Raw genomic sequence first — 19,784 nt, 5'->3', positions numbered from 1 at the left:
CGCCCGGGACGTCCCGGGCGACCACCGCCCCTCGCCGTGCCGTCGGCTCAGCTCCCGGCGCGGAGCTCGAACCAGGTCGACTTGCCCCGGGGCAGCAGGTCCACGCCCCAGCGGTCGGCGAGGTGGTTGACGAGGCAGAGCCCGCGGCCGGTGGGTTCCAGGGCGCCCACCGGCAGCAGGCAGGGGAGTGAGCGCGAGGGGTCGCGCACCTCGATCCGCACCCAGCCGCGCCGCCGCCGGACACGAACGGTGAAGGTGACGGCGCCGGAGTGCTGGAGCACGTTGTTGACCAGTTCGGAGATCAGCAGCACCGCGTTGTCGGTGAGCTCGGAGCTCAGCCCCCACCGGTTGTGAAAGTGAACACGGGTCAGTCGGCGTGCGGCTGCCGCCGCCTCGGGGCGGCCGGGCAGCTCGACTTCCCCGGCCGTTGCGTCGCATCTCAAGTCCATTGCGGCGCGCAAGAGTTCGTGATCGTTGTCGAGTCCCGTGCGAGGGCTGCTCGTGGTGACTGCCATGGCTCCATCATGGCGTGCATATGCCGATCGCGTGGTCCTTTCTCGTGCAAACTCACCGCCTGAACAGGCCGTCGCGTACCAGCGCACTGCGGCGCTCAGGGGGCGCGCGGGGCGCACTACCCCCGCGAACAGCAGCGATACGACCGGTGACACTGCGTGCTCCGACAGGATGGCAAGGAGGGCTCGAAAATTTAAGGTTGAGTTAAGACAACTGTGGCCGCGGTCGACCCTGCCGGCGTGCATGAAATTGCACGGCAAGTGTGCCGCGACGCGCCCTCCCGGACCTCCCGCGCGCCGCCGCGACGCCCGCTGCGCCGGGGCGCCGCGCCCTCGCTCCCGCCCCCGCGACGGGAGGGCCTTCCGCGCGCCGTTCTCGCCCGGTGGGTGTCGTCCCCAGCCGTCGACCGCCCCATCCACCGATCCCACCAGCATGGGACTCGCCGTTGCCCCTCGTTCCACGCCTCGCCCAACGTGCTCTTCGCCACGCGCGTCAGCGGGGTGCGACGGCCGTCACCGGGTTTCCTCCGCCTGACCCTCTCCGGGCCGGACCTGGATCACTTCGCCCCGTGCAGGCTCGACCAGCGGGTGAAACTGCTGGTCCCGGGCACGGCGGGCCACCCCGAGCCGCTCACCGACGACCTGCTGCACGAGCCGCGGTGGCGCGAGGTGTGGCGCGGCCTGCCCGAGGAGGCGCGGCCGCCGGTGCGCAGCGGCCCCCCCCGAGCGCCGTCCGCCCCGACCGCGCCGAGGTGGACCTGGGCGTCTACGTCCACGAGCGGCCCGGGCCCGCGACAGCCTGGGCGGCGGGCGGGATGGCGGGGGCGCCCGCACTGCTGTCGGGGCCGGACGTTCGCCGCGGCGCACCCCGGCACGGCATCCGGTGGGACCCCGGTCCGGCGGTGCGGCGGGTGCTGCTCGCGGGTGACGAGACCGCCTGCCCCGTCATCCGCAATATCGCGGCGGTCACCGCGGGCGACCCCGGGCTGCACAGGGACGTGCTGCTGGAGGCGGGGGAGGCCGAGGACGCCGCGGCGTTGCGCGCCGCGTTGCCGGGGGCGAGGTGCCACCCGTGCTCCGCCGCGGTGGGGAGCCCGGCGGGGCGGCGCCGGCCCGTGAGGCCGCCGCGTTCCGCGGCCGATGCCGTGCGCCTGGGGGAGGGGTTCCTCGCCCGGCCGGCCGCGGAGGGCACCCGGGTCGCCGGCATCCGGGACGGCCTGCGGGCGGCGGGGGCCCCGCCGCGCCGGATCCACTCCCGGGGGTACCGGCACGACCGGGTGCGGACGTCGTAGCAGGTCGGCTCCGGTGGCCCGTCCTCCGTCCCCCGCCCCCGTCCCCCGTGGCCGTGGTCAGGCAGAGCTGAGTCGTTCCGGTCCGGCCCGGTCCTCGGAGCGTGGTGTGTCCTCCCGCTGTCAGGGGACCGCCACGAACCTGTTCGCCCCCGCCCCGTGCGCCCGCGCCCCGCGCTCTCTCCCGCGCCGCCGTCCTGTCGGCTGTCGCGCCGGTCCTCGCCGCCTGCGGTGGAGGGGCGACGGCAGTGCCGGCTCGGTCGGAGGCGACGCGGCCGAAACCGAGCGCCGCACGGTCGAGCACGCCCGGAGCACCACCGAGGCCCCGATGCGCCCCAGCGTGCGGCGATCCCCGCCCCGGGCACCGGCACGCCGCCGGTGGTGCCGACGGACACCCGGCCCCGCCGAGGGCGGTGCGGGTGCCGGTGCCGGTGCGGGGCGTGCCGGCGGGAGCGGCGGGGCTCAGCGGGTGAAGCGGGCCTTCCCGGGGCCGTCCTCGACGAAGCTGCGCATGCCGATCTCGCGGTCCTCGGTGGCGAACAGCGAGGCGAACCAGGTGCGTTCGACCGCAAGGCCGGTGTCGACGCCGGCGTCCAGCCCGCTGTCGACGGCCTCCTTCGCCGCCCGCAACGCGATGGCGGGCCCGGCGGCGAGCCGCGCTGCCCAGGCGTGCGCGGTGTCGTAGACCTCCGCGGCGGGGACGACCCTGTCGACCAGGCCGATCGCCAACGCCTCCGGCGCCTTGACCTGGCGCCCGGTGAAGATGAGGTCCTTGGCGCGGGAGGGGCCCACCAGGCGCGGCAGCCGCTGCGTGCCGCCGGCGCCGGGGATCAGGCCCAGCAGGATCTCCGGCTGCCCCAGCCGGGCGTCCTCGGCGGCGACCCGGATGTCGGCGCAGAGCGCCAGCTCGCAGCCGCCGCCGAGCGCGTAGCCGGTCACGGCGGCCACGACCGGCTTCGGAATCCGGGCGACGGCGGTGAAGGACTCCTGGAGGCCGCGGGCGCGCGCGATCATCGCCGCCTGGTCCATCTCCCGCATCTCCTTGATGTCCGCCCCGGCGGCGAACACCTTCTCGCCGCCCCAGATCACCACGGCGCGGACGTCGTCCCGGCTGGTGACCTCCTCGGCCAGCTCCCGCAGCCTGTCCTGGACGGTGGTGTCGAGCGCGTTCATCGGGGGCCGGTCCAGCCGGATGGTGCCGACGCCGTCCGCTACTTCGAGATGCACAGTCATGCCGTCAGGTTAGCGGTCGTTCACCGGCGTCGGGGGAGCCGGTGCCGACCTCTCCCCGGACGCGCCGGTGGCCCGGCGCGGTCCGTCGACCGTGCCGGGCCACCGGGGGCCGACCGTGCGGGTCCGCCGATCAGCGGCGGACCGAGGGGGTCACTGCCCCGCGCCCCACTGGGACCAGTCCAGGTTCCAGCCGTTGAGACCGTTGTCCGGGGCGATGACGTCGTCGTCGGAGTTCACGACCTCGATCACGTCGCCGATCCGAGTGTTCTGGTAGAACCACGCGGCCTGGGTGGAGGCGTCGTTGCCGCCCTGCACGTCCTGCAGGCCGATGCACCCGTGGGTGTCGAGGTGGTTGCCGAAGGTCCCGGGGGTGGACCAGTAGTTGCCGTGCAGGAAGGTGCCGGAGGTCGACAGCCTGATTGCGTGCGGGACGTCCGGGATGTCGTAGTCGTACCCGACGGTCGCGCCGTCCATCCGGGTCTCGGTGAACATCTCCGAGACGACCATCTTGCCGTTCCAGGTGTCCTTGCCCGGGGCGCCCGCCGTGACGGGGATGCTCCGGATGACCTCGCCGTCGCGCTCGACGTCCATGGTGAGGGTGTCGATGTCCACCGTGCTGACCTGCCGGTGCCCGACGACGAACGACCGCTCGTTGTAGCGGGTGCCGTAGACGCCGGGGGCGGCCTCCACCCCGCGGGTGCGGAACTCGACCGTCACCTCGGTCCCCGGCTCCCAGTACTCCTGCGGGCGGAAGTCGACGCGCTGGTTGCCGAACCAGTGCGGCTTCACCTCGACCGCGGGGTCGGTGTTGACGCGGATCGCGTCGGCGATCGCCGCGGTGTTCTCCACCGGCTTGTCGAAGGTCACCGAGATCACGGTGCCGACCCCGACGGTGCCGCCTTCGTCGATCCAGGTCCACAGGTGGCTGTTGGTGTCGAGCGTCGCCTCGGCGGCCACGGTGGTGAAGGTGGTCGTCCCCACCGTCTCCCGCCCCTCGGCGTCCTCGCCCTTCGCGGTCACCTCGTAGGTGGTGTCGTTGGCGAAGTGCTCCGCGGGGGACCAGCCGGTGCTGTCCTCGGTGAACTCGCCCGGCACCTCCGTGCCCTCCGGGTCGGTGACGGTCACCTCGGTGAGGGTGCCGTCCTCGGCGCCGACCGAGAACTCGTCCCAGGTCGCCACCGACTCCGCGCCGTCCTCGGTGGTGAACTCCACGGAGACCGCGGCCGCCGCGTCCCCGCCCGTGCCTCCTCCGCCGCCCTTGTCGTCGCCCCCCGACGACTCCGCCTTGCTGGTACCCCCGCACGCCGTCGCAACCACCATGACGAACCCGGCCAAGCCGGCTATCGCCCCGTTGCGCCTCGCGCCCCACCGTCGCCTGTTCACCTGTAACTCCCCTCGCGCCCCGGGCGTCCGCGATGATCCACGTCCGCCGTCCCTCCAGCCAACCACACGCGTCCGGCGGTCATGCCCCGGAATTGTCACCGTTGCGTACTAGTGCTGACCACGACATGACGCAGAGCACGGAAGAGGCAGCAAGCCATGCCTTTCGCTCTTAAAAGTGATCAAATACCTCATGAGTGGTCTTGAGGCGGTCACGAGTGATGAAGAACCAGCGAGAGGGAAGAACCTGGGGAAAGCTGACAACCGGCCGACACCGCCGAGCGCTCCGGCAGCCGCCGCGGCCACCGGCGCCCGCGGCCACGCCCTCGCCCCGGCCGACCACCCGGCCCCACCGCCCCGCGACGCGCAGCGCCCCCCGCACCGCTGACCCGCCCCCATTCGCACCAGCAGGAGGCCCACGTGCCCCACGCACCCGAACCCGGGTCGGCCGGAACCGAGACGGCCGCCCCCACCATGGTCACCGGGCAACCCGCGGCCCCCGGCCCCTTGGCGCACAGCGTCCACGTCCGCCCGCCCGCCGGGCCCCCGCCGGAGGTCTGGCCCGGCAGCCCGCAACCGCTGGGCGCCCGGGTCCGCAACGGCCCCGGCGACGTCCCCGGCACCAACTTCGCCCTCTGGGCGGCCGGCGCCGAGGGCGTCGAGCTCTGCCTCTTCGACGACGCCGGCCACGAGACCCGCTGCGCCCTCACCGAGCTGACCCACGAGATCTGGCACGGCTTCGTCCCCGGCGTCGCCGCCGGACAGCGCTACGGCTACCGCGTCCACGGCCGCTGGGACCCCTGGACCGGTGCGCGGTGGAACCCCGCCAAGCTCCTCCTCGACCCCTACGCCCGCGCCGTGGACGGCGACTTCGCACCCGGCACCGGCAAGCGCCCCGTCCCCGCCGAGTGCTACGCCCACGCCCGCGACTGGCCCGACCAGGACGTCGCCGACACCGTCCGCGACGACCGCGACTCCGCCCCGTTCGTCCCCAAGGGCGTCGTCGTCGACGACCGCGACACCTGGGCCGACGACGTCCGCCCCAAGACCCCGTGGGCGGACTCCGTCATCTACGAGCTGCACGTGCGCGGCTTCACCCGCGCCCACCCCGACATCCCCGAGGAACTCCGCGGCACCTACGCCGGTCTCGCCCACCCGGCCGCCATCGACCACCTCACCCGCCTCGGCGTCACCGCCGTCGAGCTGCTCCCCGTCCACCAGTTCGCCCACGAGGACCACCTGCTGCGCCGCGGCATGTCCAACTACTGGGGCTACAACAGCATCGGCTACTTCGCGCCCCACGCCGCGTACAGCGCCTCCGGCACCCGCGGCGCCCAGGTCGGCGAGTTCAAGAACATGGTGCGCGCGCTGCACCGCGCCGGGATCGAGGTCATCCTCGACGTCGTCTACAACCACACCGCCGAGGCCGGGCAGCTCGGCCCGACCCTGTCGCTGCGCGGCATCGACAACAGCGGCTACTACCGCCTGGGGGAGGACCCCCGCTACTACGCCGACTACACCGGCTGCGGCAACACCCTGCACGTCGTCCAGCCGCAGGTGCTGCGGCTGATCACCGACTCGCTGCGCTACTGGGTCCAGGAGATGGGCGTCGACGGCTTCCGCTTCGACCTCGCCGCCGCACTCGCGCGGTCCATGCACGACGTCGACATGCTCTCCCCGTTCCTCGCCGTCATGGCCCAGGACCCCGTCCTGCGCCGGGTCAAACTGATCGCCGAGCCCTGGGACGTCGGCAACGGCGGCTACCAGGTCGGCGCGTTCCCCCCGCTGTGGACCGAGTGGAACGACCGCTACCGCGACACCGTCCGCGACTACTGGCGCGGCGCCGTCCCCGACGTCCGCGACCTCGGCTACCGGCTCTCCGGCTCCAGCGACCTCTACGCGTGGGGCGGGCGCCGCCCCTACGCGTCCGTCAACTTCATCACCGCCCACGACGGATTCACCCTCCGCGACCTCGTCAGCTACCACGGCAAGCACAACGAGGCCAACGGCGAGGACAACCGCGACGGCACCGACGACAACCGCTCCTGGAACTGCGGCGCCGAGGGCGAGACCGACGACCGGGACGTCACCGCCCTCCGCCGCCGCCAGCTCCGCAACCTCCTCACCACCCTCCTGCTCTCCACCGGCGTCCCGATGCTCGTCGCCGGCGACGAGATGGGCCGCACCCAGCGCGGCAACAACAACGCCTACTGCCAGGACAACGACCTCAGCTGGGTCGACTGGGGCCTGACCCGCGACCCGGCCTGGCGCTCCCTGCTCGACCTCACGGCCCGGCTGATCCGACTCCGCCGGAACCATCCCGTGCTCCGCCGCCGGGCGTTCTTCTCCGGCCGACCCCAGGGCCCCGAGGGGCTGCGCGACCTCGCCTGGTTCACCGGGGCGGGACAGGAGATGGCCGAGGCCGACTGGTACGCGCCCAGCCTCACGCTGGGCATGTACCTCTCCGGCCAGGACATCCCGCAGCGCGACGACCGCGGGCGCCCCGTCACCGACGACAGCTTCCTGGTCCTGCTGCACGCGGGCGCGGACGACGCCGTCTTCCCGCTGCCCGGCGCACCCTGGGCGGAGGGGTACGAACTGGTCCTGGACACCACCCGCGAGGAGCAGGCGGACGGCCCCGGCACGCTGCACGCACCGGGGGAGGGCCTCACTCTGCCGGCCCGCTCCGTGCTGCTGCTCCGCGCGGTCCCGCCGACCCCCGACGACGAGCCGTGACCGACCGCCCCGCGGGCCCCGGCGGCCTGCGGGCCTCGCGGGGCGGCCGCGGCCGGTGGGGTTCCGCGGGGCGGCCGCGGCCGAGGACGGTCCCGCACCGAGATGGGCCGACATGACGAGGGCCGGGACGACGACCATCGGTCGTCGTCCCGGCCCTCGCCGCGTCCGGCCCGTGACCCGCTCGTGGAGGGGCCACCCCCGTCACTCAGCCGCCGCGGTGGCCGCGCTCCCCGTCACCGGGGTCCGGGGTGTTGGGCCCCGGGGCGCGCTCGGCGTGGTCGCCGGGACCCCGCTCGGCCGGCGTGCCCGGCGTCGAGCCGTACGGCTGGAGCTCGTGGGGCCGCAGCCGTCGCCCGTCCTGGTCGAAACCGGGCTCCGCGGGGTGCTCCATCACCTCGCCCACGGGGCCGCCGGGGGGCGGCTTCGGCTGGTCCTCGGGCCGCGGCGGGGGCGACTCCCTCCGCCGCAGCCGGATGCCGTACCAGACCGCCCCGGTCAGTACCGCGACGATGAACAGCCCGAGCACGAAGGGGCCGATCCCGACCAGCAGGTCGCGCTCGGCCGCGATGGTGGCCGTTGCGCCCAGAGAACCGCCGTGCATGTGGTGCCTCCTCAGCCGCCGGCAGCCGTGGCCGGCTGCCCGCTCGCTTCTTGCGTCCGCAGGTCGTCGGCCGCGGCCGCGCCTGTCCCGTTGTCCTCGTGCGCCCAGCGCAGCAGTGCCCCGAGGCCGCCGCTGGGCAGCTCACCGTCCTCGGCCGCCTCCGGGTCCAGCACGACCACGTCACCGCCGGCCGCGATCACGGCCCGGAGCAGCGCGTCGTCCGCCCGTGCCGACAGCGGGTCGTCGGCGCCCAGCGACCGGGCGTCGGTGCGCCGCATCGCCAGTTGGTCCGGCTCGCCGCCGATCCACACCTCGCGGTTGTGGTCGGAGCCGCCCGGCACGATCAGCAACGTCGCTATCCGCCGCTCGCGGGCCGCCTCCACCAGCGCGGGCACGCCCTCGGTGGCGGGGGTGGCACCGGCACCGGCGAGCCCCGCGCGGAACCGCTCGACCAGTGCGCCCTGATCGGCCTCGCGGCGCTCGCGAAGCAGCCGCTCCACCTCCTCGTCGAGCAGCGGCGTGTCGGCGCCCGGCGCCCGCCCGCCGTGGTGGGTCTCCACGACCCGTTCGGTCAGCGCCTGCGGCAGCCGCTCGTGGACGCTGCGCCGCTGCCGCTCGTCGCCGACGAGCAGCACCAGGTCGGCCTCGGTCTCGACGGCGGTACGTGCCAGCTCCTCGGCGGTCTCCGACGCGTTGCGCTCCCAGGTGTTCTCCACGGCGGTCTGGAAACGACGCTCGGACCAGTCCGAGCTGGTCGTCTTGTTCACCGGCCAGTCCTCGCCCTCGACCCGGCCGACCATCTCGCTGCCGCGGGCGTGGCGGAGCTCGAAGTCGGCACCCTGCCGGTCCACGTAGGCCACCAGGCAGACCCGGGGCTCCTCCGCCATCTCCACCAGCGGGGTGAGCCTGGGCAGTGCGCTCCACGCGGCCTCCGGCTGCGGGGGAGCGGTGCCGAGCGGCACGGTGCGGATCACCTCGCCGGCGGCGGCGAACACGGCGCGGCCGGGCGGCCCCGGGCGCAGTTCGCTCAGCTCGCGGTAGACGCCGTCGCTCTCGGCATCGCCCGCACCCTGTTCGGCGAGGGCGCCCTTGGTCTGCCGCGCGGCCAGCTCCTGGTGGGCGGCGGCGTCGGGGCCGGGGGTCACGTTCGCCAAGTAGGCGGACGCCCAAGGGCCCGGGGTGCGGACAACGGGCTCCAGAAAGGCGAGATCCATCGATCCTCCTGATCCGTGGGGAAACACGTGCTGTTCGGATACCGGGGGGAAGGGGAGTGGGCGCGTCTGCTGCTGCTCCGTACTGCCGGTGGGCGGGTCGCCCGTTCGGCGGGGCCGGGTCGTGCGGATGGGTCGAGGACAGGAACTCAGGTGCCGTGATCTGTTCGTTACCGGTCCACCTGCCCCACGTGCCGCGCGGTATCCCTCCCGATCGGGGACGATTCGGCCGCCCCGTGCGGGGACGGCGCGGCCGAGGCGTGCGGGGACGGCACGGCCGAGGTGGTGGGCCGCGGGGTGCGGCGACCGCCCGGACCCCGGTCGGGTGGGGTCCGGGCGGCCGTGTCCGGGGGCGGTGCCGGTCAGACGCCGGCCAGCGTCCTGCCCGCCCCGTCGCTCATCGCCGCCGGCTTGAGGAGCACCTTGGTCCAGCCCTCCTCGCGGCGGTCGAACCGCTGGTAGGCCTCCGGGGCGTCGGCAAGCGGCAGGTGCTGCGAGACGACGAACGAGGGCTTGGCCCGGCCGGCGATGATCATGTCGCGCAGCTGCCGGTTGTACGCCTTGACGTTCGCCTGCCCCGTCCCCATGCGCTGGCCCTTCTCGAAGAACCGGCCCATGGCGAAGGTGAGCTGTCCGTTGCGGGCGCTCTCGTTCGGGCCGCCGGGGTCGGCCGGCACGTAGAGTCCGACGACGCCGAGCATGCCGGTGGGGCGGACCGCCTCCACCAGGGTGTTCAGCACCATCGCCGGCTGCTCCTCGCCCGCTGCGACGGTCGCCTGGTAACCGACAGCGTCGATCCCCTTGTCGCAGCCCTCACCGCGGGTCATCGCCTTGATCTGCTCGGCGGCGTCGCCCTGGGTGTAGTCGACGGGGGTGGCGCCTATCTCCGAGGCGAGCCGCAGCCGGTCCGGTACCCGGTCCACCACGAAGACGCGGGAGGCGCCGCGCAGCATGGCCGAGTAGGCGGCCATCAGGCCGACGGGGCCGGCGCCGAAGACGCAGACGGTCTCGCCGGGGGAGACGTCCGCCAGCTCGGTGGCGTGGTAGCCGGTCGGGAAGATGTCCGCCAGCAGTGCGAAGTCGTCCTCGTGCTCCTCGCCGGGAGGCAGCACCAGGCAGTTGAAGTCCGCGAAGGGCACCCGCAGGTACTCCGCCTGCCCGCCCTTGTACGGCCCCATGGAGACGTAGCCGTAGGCGCCGCCGGCGAACCCCTCGTTGACCGTGAGGCAGAAGCCGGTACGCCCCGCGAGACAGTTCTTGCAGAACCCGCAGGCGACGTTGAAGGGCATGACCACGCGGTCGCCCTTCTTGACCCGTACGACTCCGGAGCCGACCTCGGTGACGATCCCCATGTTCTCGTGACCGAAGACGATTCCCGGCTCGGCGCCGGTACGGCCCTCGTACATGTGCAGGTCGGAGCCGCAGATGCAGCTGGTGGTGATCTTGACGATCACATCGGTCGGGGCCTCGACCCGCGGGTCGTCGACCTCTTCCACCGCCACCTCGTAGGCCCCCTGGTACACCACTGCCTTCATCGCTCCTCCTCCGGTGCGAGTGCGTGCGCCGGCGCCCGGCCGTCGCATGTCGGAACCGCCGAGTGCCCGTCTCGAAACGGCCTAAACGGTGGAAAACGGAGCGGTTCGTGGAGCCCCTCGGGAGGTGGTGCGTCCGGGGTCAGTCCGGTGGTTCGGTGGCCGCGACCCGGCAGCGGAACCAGACCCACTTGCCCTCGCGGGTGAGGGTGTAGCCCACGCCCGCGGTCATCTCCCGCAGCAGCCAGAGGCCGCGCCCGCTCTCCGCGGTCCAGTCCGGCGCGCGGACCGCCGGGGCGGCGCGTGACCGGTCGAACAGCCTGACGGTGACGAAGGGGCCCTCCCGGCGAAGGTCCAGCAGGCAGCGCCGGTCGTCCACGTGGCGCACGACGTTGGAGAGGAGTTCCGAGACCCCCAGCCGCACCACGTCGGCCGTCGACCGGTCGGCGCCGAGTGCGCCCGCGATCGCGGCGACCCGGTCGCGCCACCACGCCACCTCGTCCGCGTCGACCACTATGGCCGCGGCGTATGCCTCGCGACGCAGCTGCTCGTCGACGCTCACGGTCACGGCCACCTCCGGGGGGAGGAGGAGTCGCGAGTGCGGTCACCCACTGTGCTCCTCGTGTCACCATCAGCCTCGCCCGCCTCGTGGCGCATCGTCAAGCACATGCCTGGCAAATTGCCACGCATGTGTGCAGCCGTGCGTGCGCACGGGGGGTAGTTCGTTGAGTACGCTCGATGTCCCCTGTTCGGTAGGAGGTGTGGGCGATGCCGGCTACGAGGAGCGGAGCGCCGCTCACCGCTCGACGGCGGCTCGGTGCGGAGCTGCGCAGCCTGCGGGACCGTCACGGCCTCACTGCCGAAGAGGTCGCCGGAAGGCTCGGCTGCCACTTCTCCAAGATCACCCGTGTCGAGCTCGGTCAGCGGGGCTGCGGCAAGGCTGATTTCGACGCGCTGATGGAGATCTACCGCGTCGGCGGCGAGCTTCGGGAGGAGCTTCGCGACCTACTGGTGCGCAGCACGCAGCGTCTCCCGCCGTGGTGGCGGACCTACTCGGATGTCATCAGCGCCAACTACGCCGAGTTCCTGGCGTTCGAAGCGGAGGCGCTCTCCTGCCGCGAGCACCAGATCCACTTCATTCCCGGCCTGGCGCAGACCGCGGCCTACGCCCGGGCGGTCACCGCCGACGGCATCGCACCGCTCGGGCCGGACCAGGTGGACGCTCTGGTCGAGGTCCGCATGCGGCGTCAGGAACGGCTGACCGGGGACGACGCCCTGCGGCTGGACATGCTGCTCATGGAGTCCGCACTGCGGTTGCGCGTCGGCGGCGCCCGGGTCATGGTCGGGCAGTTGACTCACCTGGCGGAGCTCGTCGAGACGGAGAACGTGACGCTCCGGGTCGTTCCATGGAGTGCGGGCGCACGGGGAGCGAGCACCGGGGCGTTCACGCTGTTCTCGGCAGAGGGTGAACGGGTGGGCGACGTGGCGTTCACGGAGTCGGCGGAGGCGACAACGGTTCTGCGGGACGATCCGCTTGCCGTGCGACGGCTGGGGCGTCTCTACGAGAACTTGTCCACGGTGGCGTTGTCCGTCGACGATAGCCTCGCCATGGTCCACCGCGTGAGGAAAGAGATGATCCAGGATGGGTAGTCCCGGAGTCGTGTGGTCGCTGCCGCAGTCCGCATGGTGGCGAAGCTCCCACACAGCGAGCAACGGCAACTGCGTCGAGGTGGCACGTATCCCCGACTCGGTGGCGATCCGGGACTCCAAGCGTCCGGGTGGCGGTGTCGCTCTGGTGCCGTGCCGGGCGTGGGCGGGGTTCGTGGCTGCCGTCGCGCGAGGCGGATTGTAGGGCGGCTCCGTCCGCCGGTCGTGCCTGCGCGGTCCCGCCGGGCGGTCGCGGTCGAAGACTTGCGCACACCCGCCCGGACAGTGTGGACTCATGGACATGCCCCGGGTCCTGTACCTCATAGCCACCGCCGCCGGACCGACCCAGTTCGTGGACCGTGGAGTGCGCGTCGCGCAGGAGGCCGGCTGGGACGTGTGCCTGGTCTTCTCGCCGATCGCCGCCACCTGGTGGTGGGGGCGGATGGACGAGCTGGAGGAGCTGACCGGCCACCCGGTACGCCACCGCTACACCGAGCCCGACGAGGACGCGCCGGACGTGCCGCCGGCGGACGCCATGCTCGTCGCGCCGCTGACGACGACCAGCCTGTGCCGCTGGGGCGCGGGCATCACCGACTCGCTGTCGATCGGTCTGCCGGCCGAGGCGGTGCACCTGGGCACGCCCGTGGTCGCGATGCCCTACTGGAGCACCGCCATCGGGACGCAGCCCGCGGTGCCCAAGGCGGTGGCGACCCTCCGTGAACAGGGCGTGCGCGTGCTGCTGGGGGACGGCGGTTTCGAGCCGCACCATCCCCGTGCCGACGAGCCCGCCGCCTTTCCGTGGGAGCTCGCGGTCGAAGCCCTGGAGTGAGCGCCGGGCCGAGGCGACGCGCCGGGCGTGCGGTGCCGCGGATCGGGGCGGGACCCGACCCCGGCGGGAATGCCGCGGGGCCCTCGTGCGTTCATTAAGTTGAACTTTCAAGCACGTTGAGAGGGCGCCCCATGCAGTTCGGCATCTTCACCGTCGGCGACGTCACCACCGACCCCACCACCGGCCGCACCCCCACCGAGGCGGAACGCATCAAGGCGATGGTCGCCATCGCCGTCAAGGCCGAGGAGGTCGGCCTTGACGTCTTCGCCAGCGGCGAGCACCACAACCCGCCGTTCGTGCCGTCCTCGCCGACGACCATGCTCGGCTACATCGCCGCCCGCACCGAGCGGCTGATCCTGTCCACCTCCACGACCCTGATCACCACCAACGACCCGGTGAAGATCGCGGAGGACTTCGCGATGCTCCAGCACCTGGCCGACGGCCGGGTCGACGTGATGATGGGCCGCGGCAACACCGGACCGGTCTACCCCTGGTTCGGTCAGGACATCCGCCAGGGCATCCCGCTCGCCATCGAGAACTACGCGCTGCTCCACCAGCTGTGGCGCGAGGAGACCGTCGACTGGGAGGGCCGGTTCCGCACCCCGCTCCACGGCTTCACCTCCACGCCCCGCCCGCTCGACGGCGTGCCTCCCTTCGTCTGGCACGGCTCCATCCGCTCCCCCGAGATCGCGGAACAGGCGGCCTACTACGGCGACGGCTTCTTCGCCAACAACATCTTCTGGCCCAAGGAGCACTTCCAGGCGCTGATCGACCTCTACCGGCGGCGCTACGCCCACTACGGGCACGGCACCCCCGAGCAGGCGATGGTGGGCCTCGGCGGCCAGATCTTCATGCGCCGCGACTCCCAGGCCGCCGTCCGGGAGTTCCGCCCCTACTTCGACAACGCCCCCGTCTACGGCCATGGTCCGTCGCTGGAGGAGTTCACCGACCAGACGCCGCTGACGGTCGGATCACCGCAGCAGGTGATCGAGAAGACGCTGACCTTCCGCGAGTCCTTCGGCGACTACCAGCGGCAGCTGTTCCTCGTCGACCACGCGGGGCTGCCGCTGAAGACCGTGCTGGAACAGCTCGACCTGCTCGGGGAGATCCTGCCGACCCTCCGCGAGGAGTTCGCCCGGCAGCGGCCCGCCGCCGTCCCCGAGGGCCCGACCCACGCCGCGCGCGTGGCCGCCGCCCGGGAGGGCGCCACCCCGCCCGCCTTCGACGGGGCGCCCGCCTCCGCCCCCGCGACCCGAGGAGCCGCCTCATGACCGCCCTGCCCCGTCCGCCCCGACTGGTCGTGGTCGCCGCCGGAACCGGCGTTCCCTCCAGCACCGGACTGCTCGCCGACCGCCTGGGGGCCGCCGTCTCCGCCGCGCTCGCCGAGCGTGGCGGAGCGCCCCGCGTCGACCGCGTGGAGTTGCGCGACCTCGCCACCGCGACCGCGGCCGCCGTCGTCACCCAGGTGCCCGACCAGCGGCTGACAGCGGCCCTCGACACCGTCCGGGAGGCCGACGCACTCATCGTCGTCACCCCGGTCTACAACGCGTCGTACAGCGGGCTCTTCAAGTCGTTCTTCGACCTGCTGCGCCCCGAGGACCTGGCCGGGACGCCGCTGCTCGCGGCGGCCACCGGCGGCACGCCCCGCCACTCGCTGGTGATCGACCACGCGCTCCGTCCGCTCTTCGGGTACCTGCGGGCGATCACCGTGCCCACCGGCGTCTACGCGGCCACCGCCGACTTCGGCAGCCATCGCGGAGCCGAGGCCGAGGGCGAGTCGCCGCTGGCCGAGCGCATCGCACGTGCCGCCGGGGAGCTGGCCGAGCTCACCGCGGGGCGGCTCCCCGCGCTCACCGGGGCGGCGCACGGCGCGGCCGGGCCGAGCGAGCCGCACGGGGCGGCCGAACCGTCCGACGCCCGCCTGCACGGGGCGGCCGACGACACGCTCGAGGTCGTGCCCTTCGCCCAGCAGCTCGCCGCCGTGCGGCGCGGCTGAGGGCGTGTGCGATCCTGAGCGCGCGCCGGCGGCGATGCGGCGTGGGAGCGGCGGACAAGGGGACAACGGGATGACGGCCACGTACGAGCAGCAGCGGCACAAGGAACCGGGGGTACTGTCCCGGCCCCGCGAACTCGTCGTGGCCGTCGCGCCGCTCAAGAGCCGGGTCAACCTCTCCACGATCCTGCGGGCGGCCGGCTGCTGCGGGGTCACGCGGGTCATCGCCTGCGGCAACGCCAAGGTCGACCCCACGGTCGCGCGGGACAGCCTGGACCAGATCACGGTCGAGGTCCGCCGGACGCTGCCGCCGGTCCTCAAGGCGCTCCGTGAGGACGGCTACCGCATCGTCGGCCTGGAGCAGACCACGAACTCCGTCAGCCTCCACACGTACCGGTTCCCCCGGCGCACCGCTCTGGTCGTCGGCAACGAGCGGCTGGGGATCACCGAGGAGGAGCTGCGGTACGTCGACGACTGCGTGGAGATCCCGGTCTGGGGCGCGCCGCACAGCTACAACGTCGCCACCGCGACCTCCATGGGGCTGTACGAGTACTGCCGCCAGTTCCCCGAGGGCTGACCGCCCGCGGCCGTGCCGATTCCCGTACGCGCCCTCGCGCCCCCGGCGCTGGGCCTGCGCCCGCGGTCACGCTCCGAGGCGTGAGGCGTGAGGCGGGGCGGCGGTCGGGTGCGCGCGCAGGCGATGCCCTGCACGGCGAGGACCGGCCCCACGCCGGCCCACCAGCACACCCGCACCGCGTCGGGCCCCGCCCCGTGCGGTAGACGGGGGAGCCCGGCCCGTGCGGGGCGCCGTGCGTCGGGCGCCCCGGTGCGCGTCGGGCCCGCCTGGTGCGGTGCGGGAACACGCCCCGTGCGGCGGCGCGGTGGGGCAGGGGCCCGCCCCATGCGGTGCGGCCCCATGCGGTGCGGCCCCATGCGGTGCGGCCCCATGCGGTGCGGCCCGTGGGCGGTCAGCGTGCGGTGCGCGCCTGGCGTTCGAGTCGGCCGAGCAGCCGGCCGGCCCGCTCCACCAGCTCGTCCGGGGTGCCCGGGATCCGGTCGCGCACCGGGGCCCAGAACGCCTCGTCCGGGTCCGCGGAGACCGTGACCCGGGAGCCGTCCGCCCACTCCTCTTCGTACCCCAGCTGCCACGAGTGCAGGCAGGTCCGCGCCCCGGACGAGGCGGCCGCCCGGTCGAACAGCGGGTCTCCCTCGATGGGGTGGCCGATCCACGCCAGATGCACGCGGATCTGGTGCCGTCGCCCCGTCACCGGCCGGACGACCAGCACGCTGTGCCGCTCGTCCTGCCAGACGGTGGCGAAGAGCGTCCTCGACGGATAGGTGCGGACCTTCGGCAGCACGTCCTCCTCGCGCACGCTCCAGCGGCCCCCTCCGCCACGGATCGACTCCCGCGGCGCCGCCACCCGCACGCGCGACTTCCGCCCGACGCTCAACGGCAGCTCCACCTCGCCCTCGTCGGGCAGCGCGGAGCCGGTGCCGGACAGGCCGTCGTTGCGGACCACGGCCAGATACGCCTTGCCGACGCTGCGGCGGTTGAACTGCCGCGCGAGGTCGGCGTGGACCGGCAGCGAACGAGCCAGCAGCACCACGCCGGAGGTCACCTTGTCGATGCGGTGGGCCGGCATTAGCCACTCGCCGGCGTCCTTCGCCAACTGCATCAGGTCGGTGTCGTGGCGCTCCCCGACGACGGAGACGTCGGCGGGCTTGTCGATCACCAGGACCGCGTCGTCCTCCCGGACCGTCGTGCGGCGCCGGATGGCCGGCCAGTCGGCGGTGGTGGTGGCAGCCGTCCCGCCGTCCGTCTCCGGGCTGCCGCCCGTCGCCGTCTCGTCCGGTGCTCCGTTGTGCCGCGTCGCCATCGTTCCGCTCGCCGTCCTGTGTCGTCCCCGGTCGCGGGGGCCCGCGGCGGGCGCTCCACTGTACGTGACCGGGTGCCGGTGCCCCGCCGTGTGCGTGCCCCCCCCCGTACCCCGCCCCGGGGCGCCGGCCCCCGCCGCCGGCACGGGCCGGTGTGCAGCCGCTCAGCGGTCGGTGTCGATGTTCTTCATCGTGAGATGGGACCCGATCCGCAGCACACCGGGCAGGCTGCTCAACTTCTCGGTGAGGAAGGCCTCGTACGCGGCGTGATCGGCCACCGCGACCCGGAGGAAGTAATCGGGGCGGCTGCCGAACATCCGGCGCAACTCGACCACTTCCTCGCAGGCGGAGAGCGTCTCCTCGAACTGCTCGAAGCTCGTCCGGTCCGTGGCGCTCACCTCCACGTCGACCAGCACCTCCAGCCCGCGCCCGACCGCGTGGGGGTCGACCACCGCCCGGTAGCCGAGGATGACCCCGGCCTCCTCCAGCCGCTTCACCCGCCGCAGGCAGGGCGGGGGAGTGAGCCCGACCCGCCGGGCCAACTCGACGTTGGTCAACCGGCCGTCCCGGGAGAGCTGCAACAGAATTTCACGATCGATGGCATCTAGTGTTGTTTCCTTGCGCACAGGGCCATCGTAGCGCCATGAAAGGTCATCACAGTACGTCACTATTGTTCTAATCTTCTGTCATGACTCGCGTTCTTCTGTCCGACGTGGGGCGCCCCGGGCTCACCTCTCCGGCCGAGCCGGAGACACGAACGGCGACCGCCGCGCTGCGGGACTCCTTCTCCGTCGGAATCGCCCTGGTGCCCCTCGGTCTCGCCTTCGGCATGGTGCTCACCCAGGCCGGGCTCGACTGGTGGTGGGCGACGGTCTTCACCGCACTGATCTACGCCGGTTCCTTCGAGTTCCTGCTGATCGGGCTCGTCACCGCCGTCACCCCGCTGGGCACCATCGCCCTCACCGCGATGCTCGTCAACCTGCGGCACGTCTTCTACGCGCTCTCCTTCCCGCTGCACCGCGTGCGGGGCGTCCGCGCCAAGCTCTACAGCACCTTCGCCATGACCGACGAGGCGTACGCCCTCACCGCCACCGCCGCCTCCCGGAGCTGGTCCGGATCGCGCATCGTCGGCCTCCAGCTCTTCCTCCACCTCTACTGGGTCATCGGAGGCACCGCCGGTGCGCTGCTCGGCGCCCTCGTGGGCGACTCGGTGGCCGGCCTCGACTTCGCGCTCCCCGCGCTCTTCACCGTGATGGCCATCGACGCGGCGCGCGAGCGCCCCGACGACGTCAGCGGCCCGGCGTGCGCGTTCGTCGCCGCGGTGGTGGCCGCCGTCGTCGCCCCCGGTCAGATGCTTCCCACTGCCTTCGCCCTGCTGACCCTCGCGCTCCTCGTCTCGCTGGGCGCCTCCCGACTCCGGAGCCGACGTGCCTGACGCCCCGTACCTGCTCGCGGCGGTTGCCGTCACCGTGGCGGTCACCTGGTCGCTGCGGGCGCTGCCCTTCGTCGCGCTCGCCCCGCTCCGGGAGAGCCGCACCCTGCACTACCTCGGCCTGCGGATGCCGACCGGCGTCCTGGTGGTGCTCGTCGTCTACTGCCTGCGGGGCACGCCCGTCGCCGACAACGCGTGGATGGCGCCCGCCGCCGCGCTCGCCGTCACCGCCGGCCTGCACCTGTGGCGCCGCAACCTGCTGCTCAGCATCACCGCGGGCACCGCGGTCCACGTCATCCTGCTGAACGTCTGAGAGCGGAAAGCGACACGCCGCCCGTGCGACGCGCCCGCTCGTACCGTCACGGGTTCCGGCGCCGTCGCGACGGACGGCCCGGGCGGCGCGTCCGCGTGACGAGCCGGTAGTCCACCCGGACCTGCTCGTACTCCGCACCCGGTTCGACGCGGTCCGGCAGGTTCTCCCGTGTGGACTCGGAGGACGACGCGACCCCCGGGCCGTCGCGGAACGCCACCCGCGCGTCCGGCGCTTCCGCGAACCGCAGACGATCCGCGTGAAGACGGGCGGCGAAGCCGATCTCCGGCGGACCCCTACGGTCTTCCGGTGCCGTCACGGCGGATGGCGCCGGACGGCACGGCCCCCCACCGCCGGATCGCGCCGCCGGCTGCGCCGCTCGTCGGCGGAGGTACTCGTCCGCCGCGGCCGCCCCGTGCCGGTACGGGGCGTGGGGCGGCGTTTCGTCCGCTCGCTCCCGCTGTCCGTCCCGTCATCCGGACGCTGCTTCTTCTTCCGCGGCGAGCCGTCCGGCGGCCTCTCCGCGCCTCGGCGCCCGGACGGGTGCTCCGCTGCGCCGTCGGGCACGTCACCGGAACCCTGTGCTGCGGCCCCGGCGCTGTCGGCGTCGTCCTCGGTGAGTTCGCCCGCGGTGTCGACGACGGATTCCGCCGCGCCGCCGACCGCGTCCGCCGCGCCGCTCCCCACGGACTCGACCGCCCGGGACGCGTGCCCGGCGGTGTCGGCCGCGGCGCGGCCCACCTCCGGTAGCGCCTCCGACGCGGCGCCACTGACACTCTGCGCCGCGGACTCCGCCGTCCGCGCGAGGTGGGCCACGATCTCCGGGTTCTCCGCGAGCGTGGTGAGCGCCGTCTCGATCATCGAGGCCACGTTGTCGAGGTGGACCTGGAGTAGCGCCTGCACCTCCACGCCGCGCACCCCCACGTTCAACCGCCCCAGCGACGCCTCCGCCCCCACGTTGATCTTCAGCAGATCGAGCAGCTCGGCCTGGAGCGTGACATTGGCCCGCAGGTCCTCGGCCTCGATCTCGATCTCCTCGACGTTCAACACCGGCACGTCGAGAGTGACGTCGGGTGTGACGCCCGGCGTCGGGGTCCCGTCGTCGGGACCGAACTCCTCGGGGGACTGGTCAGCGCTCATGGGGCGGTCTCCTGCGACAGGGGCCGTGGTGCGGCCCGGTGGGCAGCGGGGCCGGGCAGGCGGG

At 73.5% G+C, this 19,784-nt stretch carries 20 protein-coding genes and 1 pseudogene; 11 read left to right on the top strand and 10 right to left on the bottom strand.

Annotated elements, in window-relative coordinates; genetic code table 11:
- Nucleotides 1-47: 47 nt before the first annotated feature.
- Nucleotides 48-515 carry an ATP-binding protein gene (locus HCN52_RS03515; RefSeq protein ID WP_168086864.1) on the bottom strand — a complete coding sequence of 156 codons (468 nt, stop codon included), beginning with the start codon at nt 513-515 and terminating at the stop codon, nt 48-50.
- A gap of 213 nt (nt 516-728) precedes the next feature.
- Here HCN52_RS03515 and HCN52_RS26335 point away from each other — a divergent pair.
- A pseudogene (locus HCN52_RS26335) lies at nt 729-1,178 on the top strand (siderophore-interacting protein); the annotation flags it as partial.
- 86 nt (nt 1,179-1,264) lie between these two features.
- Nucleotides 1,265-1,804 (top strand): hypothetical protein, encoded by a 540-nt coding sequence (locus HCN52_RS24660; protein ID WP_209314116.1) that lies wholly within the window; start codon nt 1,265-1,267, stop codon nt 1,802-1,804.
- A gap of 459 nt (nt 1,805-2,263) precedes the next feature.
- On the opposite strand, the gene HCN52_RS03505 is transcribed toward HCN52_RS24660, so the two are convergent.
- The gene (locus HCN52_RS03505) at nt 2,264-3,034 is read right to left on the bottom strand and encodes an enoyl-CoA hydratase/isomerase family protein (protein ID WP_168086863.1); all 771 of its coding nucleotides are present in this window, start codon (nt 3,032-3,034) and stop codon (nt 2,264-2,266) included.
- A gap of 150 nt (nt 3,035-3,184) precedes the next feature.
- Nucleotides 3,185-4,417 (bottom strand): L,D-transpeptidase, encoded by a 1,233-nt coding sequence (locus HCN52_RS03500; protein ID WP_312876515.1) that lies wholly within the window; start codon nt 4,415-4,417, stop codon nt 3,185-3,187.
- A 471-nt stretch (nt 4,418-4,888) separates the two neighbouring features.
- Here HCN52_RS03500 and glgX point away from each other — a divergent pair, with 471 nt between their 5' ends.
- Nucleotides 4,889-7,150, top strand: coding sequence for a glycogen debranching protein GlgX (gene glgX, locus HCN52_RS03495; RefSeq protein WP_168086868.1), 2,262 nt, complete (start codon nt 4,889-4,891; stop codon nt 7,148-7,150).
- Between the two features lie 205 nt (nt 7,151-7,355).
- Here glgX and HCN52_RS03490 read toward each other — a convergent pair whose 3' ends face one another.
- The 4 genes from HCN52_RS03490 to HCN52_RS03475 all read right to left on the bottom strand — a co-directional run bounded on the left by HCN52_RS03490 (nt 7,356) and on the right by HCN52_RS03475 (nt 11,062).
- Nucleotides 7,356-7,751: a DUF6479 family protein gene (locus HCN52_RS03490; protein ID WP_168086862.1), complete on the bottom strand. Its 396-nt coding sequence runs from the start codon at nt 7,749-7,751 to the stop codon at nt 7,356-7,358.
- Nucleotides 7,752-7,762: 11 nt separating this feature from the next.
- Complete coding sequence (locus HCN52_RS03485; protein ID WP_168086861.1) at nt 7,763-8,965, bottom strand: baeRF2 domain-containing protein; 1,203 nt, start codon at nt 8,963-8,965, stop codon at nt 7,763-7,765.
- Nucleotides 8,966-9,324: 359 nt separating this feature from the next.
- A complete protein-coding gene (locus HCN52_RS03480; protein WP_168086860.1) occupies nt 9,325-10,497 on the bottom strand; it encodes a glutathione-independent formaldehyde dehydrogenase in 1,173 nt (390 codons plus the stop codon).
- A gap of 139 nt (nt 10,498-10,636) precedes the next feature.
- Entirely contained in the window at nt 10,637-11,062 is a 426-nt protein-coding gene (locus tag HCN52_RS03475; protein WP_312876514.1) for an ATP-binding protein, read from the bottom strand.
- A gap of 200 nt (nt 11,063-11,262) precedes the next feature.
- On the opposite strand from HCN52_RS03475, the gene HCN52_RS03470 reads away from it, so the two are divergent.
- From HCN52_RS03470 to HCN52_RS03445, 6 genes are all read left to right on the top strand, one after another.
- On the top strand, nt 11,263-12,144 hold the full coding sequence (locus HCN52_RS03470; protein WP_168086859.1) for a helix-turn-helix domain-containing protein: 882 nt from the start codon (nt 11,263-11,265) through the stop codon (nt 12,142-12,144).
- The gene (locus HCN52_RS03465; protein WP_168086858.1) at nt 12,137-12,346 is read left to right on the top strand and encodes a DUF397 domain-containing protein; all 210 of its coding nucleotides are present in this window, start codon (nt 12,137-12,139) and stop codon (nt 12,344-12,346) included. The genes HCN52_RS03470 and HCN52_RS03465 overlap by 8 nt, the downstream gene beginning before the upstream one ends.
- 90 nt (nt 12,347-12,436) lie before the next feature.
- Complete coding sequence (locus HCN52_RS03460) at nt 12,437-12,970, top strand: flavoprotein (RefSeq protein WP_168086857.1); 534 nt, start codon at nt 12,437-12,439, stop codon at nt 12,968-12,970.
- A gap of 131 nt (nt 12,971-13,101) precedes the next feature.
- A complete protein-coding gene (locus HCN52_RS03455) occupies nt 13,102-14,241 on the top strand; it encodes an LLM class flavin-dependent oxidoreductase (protein ID WP_168086856.1) in 1,140 nt (379 codons plus the stop codon).
- Nucleotides 14,238-14,966 carry a CE1759 family FMN reductase gene (locus HCN52_RS03450; RefSeq protein WP_168086855.1) on the top strand — a complete coding sequence of 243 codons (729 nt, stop codon included), beginning with the start codon at nt 14,238-14,240 and terminating at the stop codon, nt 14,964-14,966. Before HCN52_RS03455 ends, HCN52_RS03450 begins: the two co-directional genes overlap by 4 nt.
- A 70-nt stretch (nt 14,967-15,036) precedes the next feature.
- The gene (locus HCN52_RS03445; RefSeq protein WP_168086854.1) at nt 15,037-15,540 is read left to right on the top strand and encodes a TrmH family RNA methyltransferase; all 504 of its coding nucleotides are present in this window, start codon (nt 15,037-15,039) and stop codon (nt 15,538-15,540) included.
- Nucleotides 15,541-15,931: 391 nt separating this feature from the next.
- On the opposite strand, the gene HCN52_RS03440 is transcribed toward HCN52_RS03445, so the two are convergent.
- Nucleotides 15,932-16,840 (bottom strand): RluA family pseudouridine synthase, encoded by a 909-nt coding sequence (locus tag HCN52_RS03440; protein ID WP_168086853.1) that lies wholly within the window; start codon nt 16,838-16,840, stop codon nt 15,932-15,934.
- A 162-nt stretch (nt 16,841-17,002) separates the two neighbouring features.
- On the bottom strand, nt 17,003-17,464 hold the full coding sequence (locus HCN52_RS03435; RefSeq protein ID WP_168086852.1) for an Lrp/AsnC family transcriptional regulator: 462 nt from the start codon (nt 17,462-17,464) through the stop codon (nt 17,003-17,005).
- A 62-nt stretch (nt 17,465-17,526) separates the two neighbouring features.
- Here HCN52_RS03435 and HCN52_RS03430 point away from each other — a divergent pair, with 62 nt between their 5' ends.
- Together HCN52_RS03430 and HCN52_RS03425 are read left to right on the top strand one after the other, a co-directional pair.
- A complete protein-coding gene (locus HCN52_RS03430; RefSeq protein WP_168086851.1) occupies nt 17,527-18,273 on the top strand; it encodes an AzlC family ABC transporter permease in 747 nt (248 codons plus the stop codon).
- Nucleotides 18,266-18,583 (top strand): AzlD domain-containing protein, encoded by a 318-nt coding sequence (locus HCN52_RS03425; RefSeq protein WP_168086850.1) that lies wholly within the window; start codon nt 18,266-18,268, stop codon nt 18,581-18,583. The genes HCN52_RS03430 and HCN52_RS03425 overlap by 8 nt, the downstream gene beginning before the upstream one ends.
- Nucleotides 18,584-18,895: 312 nt before the next feature.
- Here the strand turns inward: HCN52_RS03425 and HCN52_RS03420 are convergent, their stop codons facing one another.
- Nucleotides 18,896-19,720: a hypothetical protein gene (locus tag HCN52_RS03420; protein WP_168086849.1), complete on the bottom strand. Its 825-nt coding sequence runs from the start codon at nt 19,718-19,720 to the stop codon at nt 18,896-18,898.
- Nucleotides 19,721-19,784 lie beyond the last annotated feature (64 nt).

It is taken from the genome of Streptomyces bohaiensis, assembly GCF_012033785.1.
GTDB lineage: Bacteria > Actinomycetota > Actinomycetes > Streptomycetales > Streptomycetaceae > Streptomyces > Streptomyces bohaiensis.
Note: the sequence above shows the minus strand (reverse complement) of the source record. Positions and strands in the feature narration are given on the sequence as shown.